This window comes from Amycolatopsis sp. NPDC051373 (assembly GCF_040689465.1).
Taxonomy (GTDB): domain Bacteria; phylum Actinomycetota; class Actinomycetes; order Mycobacteriales; family Pseudonocardiaceae; genus Amycolatopsis.
In genome coordinates this window covers 1-16,123 of sequence record NZ_JBFBAE010000049.1, presented here as the reverse complement: position 1 = coordinate 16,123, position 16,123 = coordinate 1, and the positions used below count along the sequence as shown (strand labels likewise).

Genomic DNA, 16,123 nt, shown 5'->3' with positions numbered 1-16,123 from the left:
GGCACGTTATCAGCGACGTCAACGACAAGCCCTGGGCCACAGCGGAATCCCGGTAGCGGTTCCGGCGCCGGGCCTGGTGTTTCAGGCCCCGGCGCCGGATTTCAGCGGCCTTCGAGCGAGCGGACGTTGTCGCCGAACGTCCAGTTCTTCGAGCCATCCCAGTTGATGGACCAGGTCATCAGGCCCTTTACGCCCGAAACGGCACGGTAGGCCTGCGCGACGAGGTTCGGCGCCATGTACCCACCGCCCGCGCCCTGTTGGGCCGGCAGCCCGGGCACCTGCTTGTCGAGCGGCACCTTCACCGTCGTGCCCTGCACGACCAGGCCGTTGGCGAGGCAGTTGGTCTGCGTGGTGAAGCCCTGCACGGTGCCGGCCTCGTAGGAGTCGCCGGAGCAGCCGTACATGGAACCGTTGTAGTACTGCATGTTCAGCCACCACAGGCGGCCGTTGTCGGCGTACTTCTTGACGATCGGCAGGTACGAGCCCCAGATCGAGCCGTAGGTGACGCTGCCGCCGGTCACGTAGGCGGTTTCGGGCGCCATCGTGAGGCCGAAGTTCGACGGCATCTGCGCGAGCACGCCGTCGATGATGCGGATGAGGTTCGACTGCGAAGCCGAGAGCGAGTTGATGTTCCCGCTGCCGGTCAGGCCGGTCTCGATGTCGATGTCGATGCCGTCGAAGTTGTACTTCTTGAGGATCGGCACGATCGTGCTCACGAACTTGTCCGCCACCGTCGACGACGACAGGTCGATGCCCGCCGCCGCGCCGCCGATGGACATCAGGATCGTGGCGCCCGAGGCCTTCGCGGCGCACATGTCGGCCGGGGTCGCCACCTTCACACCGGCGTCCATGCCGTCTTCCCACAGCACCGTGCCGTCCGAGCGGATGACGGGGAAAGCCGCGTTGATCACGTTGTAGCCGTGCGAGGAGATGCGGGCGTCGGTGATCGGGACCCAGCCGAGGCCGGGGTGCACGCCGTTGGCGGCGCCGTCCCAGTTCTCCCAGTAGCCCTGCAGCACCTTCCCGGCGGGCTTCGACTTCACCGCGCACGTGTCGGCATGCGCCGACGCGTCGGCGGTCCCCGTGAGCCCCGCCAGTGGCAGGGCGAGCGCAGCGGCCACCACCGCGCCGAAGATCCGTGACTTGCGACCGAACATACCGGCTCCCGTCTCGCGACAACGCTGTCCCAGCACGCGGCATTTCGGTGAACGTTAGGTGGCGCACGGAGTAATTGACTACCTGCGAAGGGGTGGTCTAGACAAATAAGGGTCTGGACAAGCAGGCCGGGCCGGCGCCGCCGATTCGGCCTGTGCTCAGGTGGTCACGTGGTCGCCGGCTGCCAGACCGCGTAACCGATCGCGTCGCTGTTGCGCTCCAGCGGCGCGTCCGGGATGTTCGCGACGGTGTCGCACGCGCGGTGGTAGCAGTTGTCGAACGCCGCTCCCGCCGTCCCGCCCCCTTGCGTTGCTGTGCGGCGGTCTCCACGTCGCCCGCACTGGTGGCCAGGCCGCCGACGGGGATGCCCGCGCTCTTGAACGACACGTGGTCCGAGCGCCCGTCGCCTTCGCGGTCGCCCTCGCGCGCTGGGCCATCGCCGGCCAGCGTCAGCGCGACCTCCAGGATCGACGCGCTGCCGGAACCGTTGTCGCTGATGCCCGGCCCGGCGCTCATGCTGTCGAGGTGCGCGCCCAGCATGAGCACGCGGTTCGCGTCGCCCTTCGGCCATTCCGCGATGAGGTTCTGCGTGCGTCCGGCGCGGCTCGTGCACGTCTGGCGTGTCACGGTGTAGCCGGCGGCGCGCAGCTTACCCTCCACATAGGACACTGACGCCGCGTAGCCGCCGCCGGCCGAGCGGTTGCCGCCGTTGTGGCGGGCGATGGTCTCCAGCTAAGAGCGTGTCTCACTTGGTGAGTTTCTTGTAGCAGGTGATGCTGGCGGCGCTGGACCGTCAACGTCCAGGAGTGCCGTTGGAGACTTCTTCAGTAGCGCGTTGTAGAAGATCTTGTCGGCCTTCCGGATGCCGATCCCGGGCACGGTGGCGCCGTTGCACGTCGGGCTCGCCGGGTTGCCGACGGGCGCCGAACCCTCGGTCGGCGGGTAGAACCAGTGGCGGTCGCCGCCGGGACGGCGAGCGCGGAGGGGGTGATCACCGTGAGTAAAGGAGTCGTCACGGGGATGGTCAATGCTCCGAATGGCAAGGAAAGCATTACTCGGGCATTAATCAACCGCGAAAAACCTTTGAACATCAGGGCGTTTACCGGTCCGCGGTACGCGGCGCTACCCTCGTCGGGACTTGCCGTGAACGGGCCGTTGGTAGGTGTGGACCGGCGGTCCACAAGGGACCGTTCACCTCGCCGTCACCGACGTCGCCCGATGGTGGCGACGCTGGGGTTCTGCCTGGCGGGGCGGCCCGTAGGCTGGGTTGGTGAGTGAACAGTCTGAGTTTCCGGACGGCCAGTACCCCGAGCGCCCGGTGGAGCGCCACAAGGGCCCGGTCGTGCTTCGGCGCGACCGTCGTGACCAGGGCAGCACCACCGACCAGCGGCTCCTGGACGCGCGCGGCCCGAGCGACTGGGTGCACACCGACCCGTGGCGGGTGCTGCGCATCCAGGCCGAGTTCGTGGAGGGCTTCGGCGCGCTCGCGGAGGTGCCGCGCGCGGTGACCGTGTTCGGCTCCGCGCGGACCAAGCGTGACGACCCCGAATACGACCTGGGCCGCAAGATCGGCGGCGCGCTCGCCGAAGCCGGCTTCGCCGTGATCACCGGCGGTGGGCCGGGCGCGATGGAGGCCGTGAACCGCGGTGCGAACGAGGCCGGCGGCTTCTCCGTGGGCCTCGGCATCGAGCTGCCGTTCGAGCAGGGCTTGAACCCGTGGGTCGACCTGGGCGTGAACTTTCGCTACTTCTTCGCGCGCAAGACGATGTTCATCAAGTATTCGCAGGCCTTCATCTGCCTGCCCGGCGGCTTCGGCACGCTCGACGAGCTGTTCGAGGCGCTGGTTCTGGTCCAGACCAAGAAGGTGACCAAATTCCCGGTGGTGCTGTTCGGCACCGAGTACTGGGGCGGGCTTTACGACTGGATCTCGAAGTCGGTGCTCGACGGCGGCAAGATCAGCGAGAAGGATCTCGACCTGCTGCACCTCACCGACGACATCGACGACGCCGTGCGCGTGGTCGAGGAGTCGTACCAGGCCTGGGAGGACACCCACTGATGAGCTCGTTGCGCCGGGTCTGCGTCTTCTGCGGGTCCTCGATGGGCTTTACCCCGGCGTACGCGGAGGCCGCCGCAGAACTGGGCAAACTGCTGGCCCAGCGCGGCATCGGCCTCGTGTACGGCGGTGCGAGCGTCGGCACGATGGGCGTGGTCGCCGACGCCGCGCTGGCGGCGGGCGGTGAGGTGATCGGTGTGATCCCCGAGGCGCTGTCCAGTGTGGAGATCGCGCACGCGGGCCTCACCGAGCTGCACGTGGTCCCCGACATGCACCAGCGCAAGGCCAAGATGGCCGCGCTGTCCGACGGTTTTCTCGCGCTGCCCGGCGGCGCGGGGACGTTGGAGGAGCTGTTCGAGGTGTGGACCTGGGCCCAGCTCGGCCTGCACTCGAAGCCCATCGGCCTCGTCGACGTCGGCGGTTACTACGGCCCGCTCGTGTCCTTCTCCGACCACATGGTCACCGAAGGATTCCTGGGCGCCGGTTACCGCGACCTGCTGCTGGTCGACGCCGACGCGTCGGCGCTGCTGGATCGGTTCGCCGGTTACGCACCGCCGACGCCGCCGAAGTGGGACTGACTCAGGCGGCGCCCTCGCTCGGGCGCTTGTGGTAGGTGTCCACGTACTCCTGGCCTGAAAGCTCGAGGATCGAGTACATGACCTCGTCGGTCACGGAGCGGCGGATGGCCGACGACGAGTCCTGGCCCTCGTAGCGGGAGAAGTCCAGCGGGGCGCCGAACTTGATCTTGATCTTGCACACGTGCGGGATCTTCGAGCCGTCGGGCTGGATGCCCTCGGTGCCCCACAACGCGACGGGCACGACCTTCGCGCCGGTGGACAGCGCGAGCGCCGCGACGCCGGTGTGGCCGCGGTGCAGGCGGCCGTCGAGCGAGCGCGTGCCCTCGGGGTAGATCGCGAAGACGCCGCCGTTTTCCAGCACGCGCCGCCCGGCTTCCAGGGCGGCGAGGCCGGCCGACGCGCTGCCGCGCTCGACGGGGATGTAGCCCAGCGCGTCGAGCGAGTTGGCGATGAAACGGCCCTTCAGGCCCGTGCCGGTGAAGTACTCGGCCTTGCTGAGGAAACGCACCTTGCGCGGCGTGGTGAAGGTGATCACGCCGGTGTCCAGCGCCGCGCGGTGGTTGGCCGCGAGCAGCACCGGTCCGTCTGCCGGCACGTTCTCCACACCCTCGACCTCGGGGCGGTAGATCGTGCGGACCAGCGGGCCGAGCACGAAACGGACGAGCAGGGGCAGCAAGGGGTCTCCCTCCGGCGGACAGGTCGGTGGCACCAGCATGGCACGATCGGCCGATGAGCTGGTTCGAACGTCGCACCTGGCAGGAACCCGCGTGGACGCCCGCTGACATCCTGGCGGCCAAGCGTGACCGCACGGTTTCCGTGGTGCTGCCGGCGCTGGACGAAGAGCGAACGGTCGGTGACGTCGTCGCTTCGGTGCGGCCACTGCTGGGCAACGTCGTCGACGAGCTGGTGGTGGTCGACTCCGGCTCCACCGACGCCACCGCCGAGGTCGCGGCCGCGGCCGGCGCGCGGGTGGTGCACCGCGAGGACGTGCTGTCCGAGCTGCCGCCGCGCCCCGGCAAGGGCGAGGTGCTGTGGCGGTCACTGGCCGCGACGACCGGCGACCTCGTGGTCTTCCTCGACTCGGACCTCGTGGACCCGGACCAGGCGTTCGTGCCGGCGCTGCTCGGGCCGCTGCTCACCGAACCCGGCGTGCACCTGGTGAAGGGCTTCTACCGGCGTCCGCTGCGGCTGGAGAGCACGGGTGGCGGCCGCGTGACGGAGCTGCTGGCCCGGCCCGTGCTGTCCGCGCTGCGCCCGGCACTGGGCGAGCTCGTGCAGCCGCTCGGCGGCGAGTACGCGGGCACGCGCGAGTTCTTCGAGTCGGTGCCTTTCGCCGGCGGCTACGGCGTGGAGATCGGCCTGCTGCTCGACGCCGAACAGCGCTACGGCCTCGACGGGCTCGCCCAGGTCAACCTCGGCGTCCGCAAGCACCGCAACCGCTCGCTGCTGCAGCTGGGCGTGATGGCTCGGCAGATCCTCGGCACGGCCCTGGCGCGCTGCGGCGTGCCGACCGACGCCGACGCGCGGCTGACGCAGTTCGTGCAGGTGTCGGGGGAGTGGCTGCCCGACGTCAGCGAGATCCCCGTGCTGGACCGGCCGCCGATGGCGCAGGTGCGGGCCGCCCGTCCTCGAGGCTGAGCACGTGGTCGAAGCCGGCCAGGTGCTCAGGGCGGTGCGTCACGAGGACGACGGTTCCTTCCGCGTTCGCGAGGACGCGGGCGAGGACCTCGTCGCCGTGGGTTTCGTCGAGGCCTTCCACCGGCTCGTCGAGGACGAGGACCGGCGGGGCGGAGAGAACAGTGCGCGTGAGGACCAGGCGCTGGCGCTGGCCGCCGGAGAGGGTGGTGGCGTCGCGGTCCAGGGGGACGTCGAGGTCGGTGACGGTGCAGGCGCTGTGGAGGTCTTCGTCGGTCGCGCTTGGCGAGGCGATGAGGAGGTTTTCGCGGACGGTGTCGGCGAAGACGTGGGCGTCGGCGAGGGCGCCGGAGACCACCTCGGGGCTGGGGCCGTGGATCGGATGACCGTCCACTGTGGCCTGGCCGGACGTGGGTGGGGTGAAGCCGAGCAGCACGTGGAGCAGGGTGGTTTTGCCCGCGCCTGACGGGCCGAGCACGCCCAGCCGAGCTCCTGGTGGGAGGTCGAGATCGATGCCTTCGAGGGCGGGCCGGCGGCCCGGATACCGGACTGTCACGTTTTCCAGCTTCAGGTGACCGGGCCCGGTGTGTTCGGGAGTCTCCGGCGGGGTGTTCGCCAGCAGTTCGCGCACGCGGCCCCATGACGTCCGCAGCTCGGGGGCTCGCTGGGCCGCGGCGATCAGGGGCAGGACGATCTCGAACAGCGCCAGCACGGCCAGTGTCAACGCGGCGGTCACCGGCAGATTCGCGCCGGCCAGGAGAGCCACGGCTGCGATCGTCGCGAGCTGGATGAAGGCGCCGGCAGCGGTCAGCGTCGACAGCCGGGTCGAGACGCTGCGGGCCCGCGCGGCGATCCCGTTGATCACGGTCTCGGCGGCTTTCGTCGCCTGAGGTTCGGCGCCGTGAGCCACGAGTTCGTGGCGGCCGGTGACCAGCTCGACCGTGCGTTCGGCCAGCTCCTGCCGAGCGGGCGAGGTGAGGGCCTGGCTCTTCGCCGTGACGCGTGCGGCCAGCCACGGCAGCAGCCCACCGGCGATGAGCAGGCCGGCCACGAGCACCGCCGCGGCGGAGAGACTCACGAATGCCGTGACCACGGTCAACGCCAGCCCGACGATTCCCGCCACCGCAGCCGGAAGTGCCAACCGCAGCACGGCGTCCTGCACGGCGTCCACATCGGACACCAGCCGCGTCACGAGGTCGGCGCCGGAATGTTCGGCGACGCGCCGCGGCACGAGCGCGCCGTACACCCGGGCCCGTAACGCGCCGAGATAACGCAGCACGACCTCGTGCCCGGCCAGGCGCTCGGCGTACCGCAAACCACCGCGAGCCAAGGCGAAAACGCGCACCGCCACGATCGCGACGGTCAGCGCGGCGAGCGGCGGCCGCTCGGCCGCCCGCATCAGCAGCCACGCCGCCGTGCCGGTCAGTGCCAGCCCGGAGATCTCGGCCCCGGCCGCGAGCAGGGCGGCTCGGAGCAGTCGCGCGACGTTCATCGGACCCCCAGCGGAACTCGGCCGCCCACGAGCGGGACGGAACGCGTGGCCATCGCGGCCAGCGCGGGGTGGTGCGCCACGAACAACGCCGTGCGGCCGGGCAGTAGGGACTTTGTCCCATCGAGCACGGCCTGTTCGGTGCGCCGGTCGAGCCGCGCGGTCGGTTCGTCGAGCAGCACGAGCCCGGCGCCGGTTCGAGCGAGCGCGCGGGCGAGGCCGACGCGTTGCCGTTGCCCCGCCGACAATCCCGCACCCAGCTCGCCGATGCGCGTCGCGTAGCCCTCGGGCAGCTCGGCAACGACCTCGTCGAGCGCGGCAGCGCGGGCGGCGGCGGGTACGTCGGCTCCGGAACCGAGTGCGATGTTCTCCGCGACGGTGCCGCTGAACAACGTCGGCCGCTGCGGCAGCCACGCCGTGTCGCGCAGCCAAGCCGCGTGGTCGAGGGACCGCAGGTCGACGCCGTCCACGAGCACCCGGCCGGTTGTCGGCGTGACGAACCCCAGCAGCACGGCCAGCAGCGTCGACTTCCCGGCACCACTCGGCCCGGTGATGGCGACGTGGTCACCGCGACCGATCATGAGGTCCACTTCGGACAGTGCGGCGACCTCGCCGTAGCGCACGGAAACACCGTCGAGCTCGATCTCCGGCGGACCCGCCGGCCGGGTCACCGTGCCACCGCGCCGGGCCGGCAGGGGAGTGGCCAGGGCTTCGCGCAACGCCGTGAGCCCTTCGGCCGCCGCGTGGAACTTCGCCCCCGCCGCGCGCAACGGCAGGTACGCCTCGGGGGCGAGCACCAGCACGAGCATCGCCGTGTGCGCGGTGAGGGAGCCTTCGAGCAGGCGGAACCCGATGGGCACGGCGATCAGCGCGATCGACAGCGTGGCCACCAGTTCCAGGACCAGCGAGGACAGGAACGCGACGCGCAGCGTCCCCAGCGTCGCGTCGGCGTGCGCGTCGGCCATCGCGCGCACGTGCTGGGCTTGCGCGCGGGCGCGGCCGAACAACTTCAACGTCGGCAGGCCACGCACGGCGTCGAGGAAGTGCCCGCCCAGCCGCGTGAGAAGCGCCCACTGCCGTTCCGTGCGCGCCTTCGCGCGAGCCCCGACCAGCGCGGCGAACACCGGGATCAACGGCAGCGTGGCCACCACGATCAGCGCCGACGTGAGGTCCGTCGTGACCAGCCGCACCACCACGGCGACCGGCACGAGCACCGACGCGACGAGCGCCGGCAGGTAGCCGGTGAGGTAGGCCGTGGTCGCGTCGACGCCCTTCGTGACCTGCGTGGTGACCACGCCCGCGTCGGCCGTCGACCCGAGCAGCCGTCGGCGCAACCCGGCCTGGGCGTCGCCCGCGAACCGGCCCGTGACCACGTTTTGCCCCAGCGTGACCAGCACGCGCGCGCCCACGGCGACAAGGAGCGTGACGCCCAGGCCGCCGCCGGTGAGCAGCGTCGCGAGGCCTTCGGCCTGCAGGAGGATCACGCCGGCGGTCAGCGTGCCGAGGACTCCGAGCACGACCAGGTATCGGCGCGAGCCGGGCAGTGACGGCATTTCTTCCCCCTAGAAGTGCAGCAACGACTGCCGGTCGACGGGCCCGCGGTTCGCCCGCCAGGTCAGCCACTGCACGACCACCAGCACCACGAGCACGGGCACCGCGAACCACGCGAGCAGTCCCGCTGTCTCGGGCGCGGTGAAGGCGTCGGAAACGGTCAGCGCGTAACCGGGGTCCGAAGTGGACACCAGAATCGTCGGGAACCGCAGCGCGCCCACCACCAGCGCCGGGGTCGCCGACAGCAGCATCGCCGCGGGCAGCGCGAGCCGGTACCGCTTGGACCGCAGTCCGAACAGGACGGTCCCGAACGCGACGAACGCCACAGCCGTCACCGCGATCGCGGCCCACGAGATCGCCGACACCGCCACCGCACCCCACACCGTGGCCACCACCAGGAACGTGCCGACCGGCGTCGCGAACGTCTTCGCGAACCGCCCCGCCCGGCCGGCGAGCTCCGCCGGGCCGCGCACGGCGAGGAACACCGCGGCCTGCAGCCCGAACAGCGCCACGAACCCGAGCCCCCACAACACGGCGTACGGATCGAAGAGCGCGAGCACGTCGTCGACCGGGTTGCCCTGGGCGTCGACCGGCAGGCCGAGCACGAGGTTGCCCAGGAACAGGCCCCACGCCAGCGTGGTCACGAGCGCGCCCGCCGTGATGCCGAACGACCACGGGCCGCGGCGCGCGTCGGGCCGGCGGCTGCGCAGCTGCACCGACGCGGTGAACGTCACGAGCCCCAGCAGCAGCGCCACCACCAGCACGTACGCGCCGGCGAACACCCGGCCCTCCAGGTGCGGGAACACGCCGAACAGCACCCCGACGGCGGCGATCAGCCACACCTCGTTGGCCAGGAAGAACGGCCCGAGCGCACCCAGCGCCCGCCGTTGCTTCGCCTCGTCGCGGCCGAGGCCCGGCAGCAGGAAGCCCACGCCGTAGTCGTAGCCGGCCAGCGCGAAGTACCCGCCGAGCAGCAGCCCGAGCACACCCCACCAGATGGTCGTCATCGTCAGACTCCGCTCAGTACGGGAAGTTCGGGCTCCGCGCGCGCCTCTTCCGGTTCGGGCCCGCGCCGCGCGACCCGCGACATCAGCACCCAGTCGGCCACGGCGAGTGCCGCGAACAGCACGCCGAACGCGATGAACGAGAACAGGACCTGGCCGCCGGGCACGTCGGCGACCGCGTCGGCCGTGCGCAGCTTGCCCCAGATCAGCCACGGCTGGCGGCCGAGCTCCCGCACGAGCCAGCCGGCGATCGCGGCCGCGAACGGCAGCACGATCGCCGGGACCATCAGGTAGTGCAGGAACCTCGCCCGCATCAGCCAGTTGCGGATCAGCAGGATCGTGCCGGCCAGCGAGCACAGCAGCGCGACGAACCCGATCCCCATCATCACCGCCAGCGGCACCCCGACGGCGCTCTCGCCCAACTTGTCCGGCTGGTACTTCGCCAGCTCGCCGACCTGCTCGAAGCCCTGGTTGATCGTGACGATGCTGCCGATCAGCGCCGTGACCACGCCGAACCGCATCGAGCGGGTGAAGAAGTCGACCTCCGCGGTTCGCTTGAGGAAGTGGTACGCGCTCACGCCGGTCACGAAGAAGCCGCCGGTCATCAACGCGCCGCCGATGACGTGCGGCAGCGACGCCACGAGGGCGGGGTTGGTGAGCAGCGCGCCGAAGTCGTCGAGGTGCAGCTGCCCGCCCTGCAGGTGGCTGCCGACCGGGTTCTGCAGGAACGAGTTGGCGACCATGATGAACAGCGCCGACGCGTACGCGGTGAGCGTGACCAGCCAGATCAGCGTCAGGTGCAGCCACTTGTTGAGCCGGCCCCAGCCGAAGATCCACAGCCCCAGGAATGTGGACTCGAGGAAGAACGCCACCAGCGTCTCGATCGCCAGCGGTGCGCCGAATACGTCGCCGGCGAATGCGGAGAGCCCGGTCCAGGTGAGCCCGAACTGGAATTCCATCACGATTCCGGTCGCGATGCCCAGCGCGTAATTGATCACGTACAGCTTGCCCCAGAACCGGGTCATGCGGAGCAGTTGCGGAGTGCCGCTGATCGTCGCACGCGTCTGCATGACCGCTGTGACGGTCACTAAGCCCAGCGTGAGCAGCACGAACAGGAAGTGGAACGACGTCGTGGTCGCGAACTGGAGTCTCGCGATGGGTAAGGGGTCCATGGCGAGCGAGTGTATAGGTAGCGCGGCTACATGTAGCAGAGAAATCTATGAGATCCGGGTCATTTCAGGGTTTTCCCCGGGTTCCCGGCGTGGAACGGGGGATTATGCTTCCGGGGACGACATGAGTAGACTGCCCACCTATGAAGGCGGACACGTTGCGCGGGCACCTCGACGCGCTGCTGCTGGCTGTGGTCGACGGCCGGAAGCTGCACGGTTACGCGATCATCGAGGCGCTCTCGCTGCGGAGTGACGGCGCGCTCGACCTGCCGACCGGGACCGTGTACCCGGCGCTGCGCAGGCTGGAGCGAGCCGGCTACCTGGCCAGCGAGTGGGACGTGGTGTCGGGGCGCAAGCGCCGCACCTACCGGCTCACCCGCTCCGGGCAGCAGGCGCTCGCCGCCGAGCGGGCCGAGTGGCGCGAGTTCACCACCGTGATCGGCGGCGTCCTGCGGGCGGAGGCATGACGGCGGGGGAGGTGCGTGTGAACGCGATCGAGGGGTACTTGACGGACCTCGACCGGCGGCTCGTCGGCTGCCGGTCGACGAAGGACGACCTGCTCTCCGAAGCACGCGACGGCCTGCACGACGCGGCCGACGCGTACCGCGAAGGCGGCTGGCCGGCCGAGGAAGCCGAGCGCCGCGCGGTGGCCGACTTCGGCGGCGTCGCGGTGGTCGCCGACGACTACCAGGCCGAGCTGTCCATGCACAGCGGCGTGCGCACGCTGTGGAAGCTCGTGCTCGGCGTGCCCGCGATGCAGCTTTCCTGGGACTTCGCCCGGATCCTCACCTTCGGCGAGTGGACGAAGCTGTCGACCCCGACGCCCGAGTGGTACCGCGTGGCCACGCACTTCTCCCACGGTGCGGTGTTCGTGGTCCCGGCCGTGGGCCTCATCGCGCTGGTCTGCGCGCGTTGGCTGAGCCGTCGCGTCGACGGCGTTCGCCTGGCGCGCACGTGCGGGTACTTCATCGCCGGCGCTGTCGGCGTGAACCTCGCTTCGGTGCTCACTCTCGTGGTGGCGACGGGGTTCGTGGACGTCTCGCGGCTGTTCCTGTCCGTTCCGTGCGTGTTGCTGATGGTGGCGTATGTACTGCTGTCGGTGCGTCTGGTCGTGCTCGCGCGACGTTCCTGGGGCCGGTGTGCCACGATCGTGGCGTGACGACCGCGCTGATCTACCTCGTAGTCATGCTGCTGGTGGCCGCCGTGGTGTTCCTGCTCGCCGCCGTGGTGTTCGGCCGGGGCGAGGAGCTGGCCCCGCTGCCGCCGGGCAGCTCGCCCACGCGCCTGCCTGCAGAGGACATCACCGGCGAGGACGTGCGTCACGTGCGCTACCAGCTCGTGCTGCGCGGGTACAAGATGTCCGAAGTGGACTGGGTGATGCGCCGGCTCGGCGTGGAGCTCGACGAGCTGCGCGTCCGCGTCGCGGAGCTCGAAGCCGCCCAGCCGGAGCCGAGGCCCGCGGGTGAGTAGTGACCTGATCCTGTCCGTCGAGGTCGAGGCACCGGCGGGCACGACGTGGCTGGCGCTCACCGACTGGCCGCGCCAGAGCGAGTGGGTGCTCGGCACCACCGTGCGCGTGCTCGAGGGCAACGGACGCAGCGTCGGCTCGAAGATCGCGGCCACCACGGGGATCGGCGGCCTCGGGTTCACCGACACCATGGAGGTCACCGCGTGGGAGCCGCCGCTGCGGGTGACCATGCGCCACCTGGGCAGCCTCGTGCGCGGCACGGCGGCGTTCCAGGTCGTGGCCAACGGGCCGACCCGCTCCACGTTCGTCTGGGCCGAGCACCTCGACCTGCCGTTCGGGCTGATCGGACGCCTGGGCTGGCCCGTGGTGCGCCCGGCGTTCTCGCTCGGGGTGCACCAGTCGATGAAGCGGTTCGCGAAGTTCGTGCAGGATTATTCGGTCGGTGAGCGGTGACCGAACTGCTGGGCCAGGACGGCGTCAAGCGCTGCTCCTGGGGGAACTCGACGCCGGACTACACCGCCTACCACGACGAGGAGTGGGGCAAGCCGCTGCACGGTGAGGCCGCGCTGTACGAGCGGCTGTCGCTCGAGTCGTTCCAGTCGGGACTGTCGTGGATCACGATCCTGCGCAAACGGGAGAACTTCCGCAAAGCGTTCCGCAAGTTCCAGCCGGCGAAGGTCGCGCGCTTCGGCGACGCCGACATCGAGCGGCTGATGGCCGACGCCGGCATCGTGCGCAACCGCGCGAAGATCCTGGCGGCCGTCAACAACGCGCGCGCGATCGCTGATCTGGATGTGCCGCTCGACGAACTGCTGTGGTCGTTCGCCCCGGCGAAGCACAAGCGGCCGCGGACGATGGCCGACGTGCCGGCCGTGACCGACGAGTCGAAGGCGATGGCGAAGGAGCTGAAGAAGCGCGGCTTCGCGTTCCTCGGCCCGACCACTTGTTACGCGCTGATGCAGGCGACCGGCATGGTCGACGACCACGTCTCGGGCTGCTTCCGGGCGAACCGCTCGTGAGTGTTCCGTCCGGTTTCGGCCGGACGGAACACCCAGGCGGACTACTTGCCCTGGAAGTTCGGCTTGCGCTTGCCGACGAAGGCCTCCACCGCCTCGGTGTGGTCGGCGGTGGCGCCGAGCGCGGTCTGGGCCTCGTCCTCGGCCGCGAGCGCTTCGTCCAGAGAGGACTGCGCAGAGACAGCGAGCACGTGCTTGATCTTCGAGTACGCCACCGTCGGGCCGGCGGCCAGCTTTGCGGCCACGGCCTGGGCGCGCGCGGCGAGTTCCTCGTCGGACACGACCTCGCCGACCAGGCCGATGCGTTGCGCCTCGGCGGAGTCGATGGTGCGGGCCAGCAGCATCAGCTCGGCGGCGCGGCCGAGGCCGATGAGCCGCTGCAGCGTCCACGACGCGCCGGAGTCCGGGCCGAGCCCGACGTTCGCGAAGGCCATCAGGAACGACGACGACTCGGCGGCGATCCGCAGGTCGCTCGCGTAGGCGAAGGCGGCGCCCGCGCCGGCGGCCGTGCCGTTGACCGCGGCGATGACCGGCTTCGGCATGTCCACGATGGCCTTGACGATCGGGTTGTAGTGATCGCTCACCGTGTGCAGCGGGGCCGGGTCGTTCGCCTGCAGCAGCCCGACGTGTTCCTTCAGGTCCTGTCCTGCGCAGAACGCCTTGCCCGCTCCGGTGAGCACGATCGCGCGCACGTCCGCGTCGTCGGCCGCGGCGCGCAGCTCGGCGAGCAGCCGTTCCTTGAGCTCGACGGTCAGCGAGTTGTACGCCTCCGGCCGGTTCAGGGTCAGGGTGCGCACGCCGTCGGCGTCGGCGGTCAGGAGGACGTCGGGTGTGGTCACTGTGCTGCTCCTCTTGGCGTAATCGTGGGTCCTCCGCCGAGTGTTTCAGCCCCGCGTGGCGCATACCAGCACCGATACGGCGGCAAATGATCGGTCCGCGTTCGCGCCCGGCCGCTGATGAGGGACAATGGGGGTCAAGACCCGGCTGGCATGGGAGTGCGCGACCCGGGCGCGCCGGTTGAGACGGAGGGAGCACGCTATGGCGGCCATGAAGCCCCGGACCGGAGATGGTCCCCTCGAAGTGACCAAGGAGGGGCGGGGCCTCGTGATGCGGGTGCCATTGGAAGGTGGCGGCCGTCTCGTCGTCGAGCTCTCCGCGGAAGAAGCGAAGGACCTCGGCGCAGCACTTCAGGAGGTCACCGGCTGATTCCGGCTCCCCTCCCCATCCACTCACCGAACCCCGGTCTCCTCATGGAGGCCGGGGTCGCGGTTCATCTGCGCCCGAAGGTTGCTCACTGTGCGTAACTCGCTACCGCCTGTCCCGACCAAACTGCCCGAGATCGAGGTCGCCGACGCGTTCCGGCGCGGGGCCCCGCAAGTGGTGCTGGCGCTTTCGTCCGCAGAGGTGGAACTCGGCGGGGTGAAGGCGACCGGCAAGGCAGGTGACGTGCAGGAAGTCCCGGCCGACGGCGCGGTGCGCTGGGTCGCCGGCCTCGGCGCGGGCGAACCGCGCGACTACCGCCGGGCGGGGGCGGCGCTGGCGCGCGCGGTGTCCTCGGTGGACCAGCCGGTTCGGACCGTCCAGGTGGGGCTGCCCGAGGACGTGTCCGCCGCGCACGTCGGCGAGCTCGCGATGGGCTTGTTCCTGGGCGGCTACCGGTTCGTCGTGACCACAGAGGACCCGAAGCCCGCGGTGCAGACCGTCCGGCTGGTGAGTCCTTCGGCCGCGGCGTACGCAGACGAGGTCGCCCGCGTTCGTGAGCTCGCGGCCGCCGCCGCGCTGACGCGGGACCTGGCCAACGCACCGTCGAACATCAAGAACCCCGCGTGGCTCGCGAACACCGCCGCGAAGGTCGTCGGCTCGGCCGCGGTGACCGTGAACGTGCGCGACGAGAAGTGGCTCGCGGACAACGGCTTCGGCGGCGTGCTCGCCGTCGGCGGCGGCTCGGATTCCCCGCCGCGCCTGATCGAGCTCGAGTACCGCCCGCGCGGCGCCAAGACTCACCTGCTGTTCGTGGGCAAGGGCATCACCTTCGACACCGGCGGTCTGTCGGTCAAGCCCGCCGACGGCATGCACCTCATGCGCACCGACATGGCGGGCGGCGCGGCCGTGATCGCCTCCGTGCGCGCCATCGCCTCGCTGGGTCTGGCGGTGCGCGTGACGGCGTTGGTCCCCGCCGCCGAGAACCACGTCTCCGGTGGTTCGTACCGCCCCGGCGACATCGTCCGCCACTACGGCGGCCGCACCACCGAGGTCGGCAACACCGACGCCGAGGGCCGCATGGTCATGGCCGACGCGCTCGCCTACGGGATCCACACGTACAAACCCGATCTCGTCGTGGACGCCGCCACCCTCACCGGCGCCATGAAGGTCTCGTTGGGATTGCGCACCGGCGGCCTGTTCTCCACCGACGACGCCCTGGCCGCCCGCGTGATCGAAGCGGGCACCCGCGCCGGCGAATCCTGGTGGCGCATGCCCCTGGTCGACGACTACGCCCCCGGCATCGAAGGCGAACTCGGCGACGTCCGCCAGGCCCCCGGCGGCCCCGGCGGCATCATGGCCGCCCTCTTCCTCCGCGAGTTCACCGCCGGATTGCCCTGGGCCCACCTGGACATCGCCGGCCCCGCCCGCGCCGACAAGACCTACGACGACGTGGTCCCCGGCGCCTCCGGCTTCGCCGCCCGCACCCTGGTGGAACTGGCCGCCTCCTACTCGGCCTAGCCCCCAAGCCCCACGCCTCGCCCCAATGCGGCGTCGTGTGCACCCAACGCACCCAAACGCCGCACCGGGGCACTTTGACGACCCCACCAACCGCCACCCACCTGCCCGAATCACCCCCCACTCAGGCCGCGTCCACCCTCGCAACCGCCACCCACCCACGCGACGGAACCTGCACCCAGCCCCACCCCGGCACCCCGATCCGAAGCCTCCTTGCGGCCGGCGACGTGTTGTCAAGGCACGCTTTCCCGCCTTGACAACACGTCACCGGCCGTCAACACAATCCA

Annotated in this window: 18 protein-coding genes; 10 read left to right on the top strand and 8 right to left on the bottom strand. The window is 70.6% G+C overall.

Going from position 1 to position 16,123, the window contains the following annotated elements; translation table 11 throughout:
- Window positions 1-101: 101 nt before the first annotated feature.
- Window positions 102-1,157 (bottom strand): chitinase, encoded by a 1,056-nt coding sequence (locus tag AB0383_RS48295; RefSeq protein WP_366191293.1) that lies wholly within the window; start codon window positions 1,155-1,157, stop codon window positions 102-104.
- 97 nt (window positions 1,158-1,254) lie between these two features.
- Window positions 1,255-1,824: a M28 family peptidase gene (locus AB0383_RS48290; RefSeq protein WP_366191291.1), complete on the bottom strand. Its 570-nt coding sequence runs from the start codon at window positions 1,822-1,824 to the stop codon at window positions 1,255-1,257.
- 601 nt (window positions 1,825-2,425) lie between these two features.
- Here AB0383_RS48290 and AB0383_RS48285 point away from each other — a divergent pair.
- Together AB0383_RS48285 and AB0383_RS48280 are read left to right on the top strand one after the other, a co-directional pair.
- Complete coding sequence (locus AB0383_RS48285; protein ID WP_354871266.1) at window positions 2,426-3,211, top strand: TIGR00730 family Rossman fold protein; 786 nt, start codon at window positions 2,426-2,428, stop codon at window positions 3,209-3,211.
- Window positions 3,211-3,786, top strand: coding sequence for a TIGR00730 family Rossman fold protein (locus AB0383_RS48280; RefSeq protein WP_364186602.1), 576 nt, complete (start codon window positions 3,211-3,213; stop codon window positions 3,784-3,786). The genes AB0383_RS48285 and AB0383_RS48280 overlap by 1 nt, the downstream gene beginning before the upstream one ends.
- Window position 3,787: 1 nt before the next feature.
- Here AB0383_RS48280 and AB0383_RS48275 read toward each other — a convergent pair whose 3' ends face one another.
- The gene (locus AB0383_RS48275; protein ID WP_364186600.1) at window positions 3,788-4,462 is read right to left on the bottom strand and encodes a lysophospholipid acyltransferase family protein; all 675 of its coding nucleotides are present in this window, start codon (window positions 4,460-4,462) and stop codon (window positions 3,788-3,790) included.
- 53 nt (window positions 4,463-4,515) lie between these two features.
- Here AB0383_RS48275 and AB0383_RS48270 point away from each other — a divergent pair, with 53 nt between their 5' ends.
- Window positions 4,516-5,424, top strand: a complete 909-nt coding sequence (locus tag AB0383_RS48270) for a glucosyl-3-phosphoglycerate synthase (protein ID WP_364186597.1) — start codon at window positions 4,516-4,518, stop codon at window positions 5,422-5,424.
- Here the strand turns inward: AB0383_RS48270 and cydC are convergent.
- The 4 genes from cydC to AB0383_RS48250 are packed head-to-tail and all read right to left on the bottom strand — an operon-like array spanning window position 5,357 to window position 10,637.
- Window positions 5,357-6,913: a thiol reductant ABC exporter subunit CydC gene (cydC, locus tag AB0383_RS48265; protein WP_366191287.1), complete on the bottom strand. Its 1,557-nt coding sequence runs from the start codon at window positions 6,911-6,913 to the stop codon at window positions 5,357-5,359. The two genes, AB0383_RS48270 and cydC, sit on opposite strands and share 68 nt — an antisense overlap.
- Window positions 6,910-8,463 (bottom strand): thiol reductant ABC exporter subunit CydD, encoded by a 1,554-nt coding sequence (gene cydD, locus AB0383_RS48260; protein WP_366191285.1) that lies wholly within the window; start codon window positions 8,461-8,463, stop codon window positions 6,910-6,912. The genes cydC and cydD overlap by 4 nt, the downstream gene beginning before the upstream one ends.
- A gap of 9 nt (window positions 8,464-8,472) precedes the next feature.
- Complete coding sequence (locus AB0383_RS48255; RefSeq protein ID WP_366191283.1) at window positions 8,473-9,468, bottom strand: cytochrome d ubiquinol oxidase subunit II; 996 nt, start codon at window positions 9,466-9,468, stop codon at window positions 8,473-8,475.
- Window positions 9,469-9,470: 2 nt separating this feature from the next.
- Complete coding sequence (locus tag AB0383_RS48250; protein ID WP_366191281.1) at window positions 9,471-10,637, bottom strand: cytochrome ubiquinol oxidase subunit I; 1,167 nt, start codon at window positions 10,635-10,637, stop codon at window positions 9,471-9,473.
- Between the two features lie 140 nt (window positions 10,638-10,777).
- Between AB0383_RS48250 and AB0383_RS48245 the strand changes: the two genes are divergently transcribed.
- From AB0383_RS48245 to AB0383_RS48225, 5 genes are read left to right on the top strand one after another with little or no spacing between them, the layout of a single operon-like run.
- Window positions 10,778-11,101, top strand: a complete 324-nt coding sequence (locus tag AB0383_RS48245; RefSeq protein ID WP_366191279.1) for a helix-turn-helix transcriptional regulator — start codon at window positions 10,778-10,780, stop codon at window positions 11,099-11,101.
- Window positions 11,102-11,118: 17 nt separating this feature from the next.
- The gene (locus AB0383_RS48240) at window positions 11,119-11,793 is read left to right on the top strand and encodes a permease prefix domain 1-containing protein (RefSeq protein WP_366191277.1); all 675 of its coding nucleotides are present in this window, start codon (window positions 11,119-11,121) and stop codon (window positions 11,791-11,793) included.
- On the top strand, window positions 11,790-12,104 hold the full coding sequence (locus AB0383_RS48235; protein WP_220246407.1) for a DivIVA domain-containing protein: 315 nt from the start codon (window positions 11,790-11,792) through the stop codon (window positions 12,102-12,104). The genes AB0383_RS48240 and AB0383_RS48235 overlap by 4 nt, the downstream gene beginning before the upstream one ends.
- Complete coding sequence (locus AB0383_RS48230) at window positions 12,097-12,555, top strand: SRPBCC family protein (protein ID WP_364186587.1); 459 nt, start codon at window positions 12,097-12,099, stop codon at window positions 12,553-12,555. Before AB0383_RS48235 ends, AB0383_RS48230 begins: the two co-directional genes overlap by 8 nt.
- Entirely contained in the window at window positions 12,552-13,121 is a 570-nt protein-coding gene (locus AB0383_RS48225) for a DNA-3-methyladenine glycosylase I (protein WP_364186583.1), read from the top strand. The genes AB0383_RS48230 and AB0383_RS48225 overlap by 4 nt, the downstream gene beginning before the upstream one ends.
- Before the next feature lie 41 nt (window positions 13,122-13,162).
- Here AB0383_RS48225 and AB0383_RS48220 read toward each other — a convergent pair whose 3' ends face one another.
- Complete coding sequence (locus tag AB0383_RS48220; RefSeq protein ID WP_366191274.1) at window positions 13,163-13,957, bottom strand: enoyl-CoA hydratase-related protein; 795 nt, start codon at window positions 13,955-13,957, stop codon at window positions 13,163-13,165.
- Between the two features lie 199 nt (window positions 13,958-14,156).
- On the opposite strand from AB0383_RS48220, the gene AB0383_RS48215 reads away from it, so the two are divergent.
- Together AB0383_RS48215 and AB0383_RS48210 are read left to right on the top strand one after the other, a co-directional pair.
- Window positions 14,157-14,324: a DUF3117 domain-containing protein gene (locus tag AB0383_RS48215; RefSeq protein ID WP_005155393.1), complete on the top strand. Its 168-nt coding sequence runs from the start codon at window positions 14,157-14,159 to the stop codon at window positions 14,322-14,324.
- A 90-nt stretch (window positions 14,325-14,414) separates the two neighbouring features.
- Window positions 14,415-15,839, top strand: coding sequence for a leucyl aminopeptidase family protein (locus tag AB0383_RS48210; protein WP_366191272.1), 1,425 nt, complete (start codon window positions 14,415-14,417; stop codon window positions 15,837-15,839).
- Window positions 15,840-16,123 lie beyond the last annotated feature (284 nt).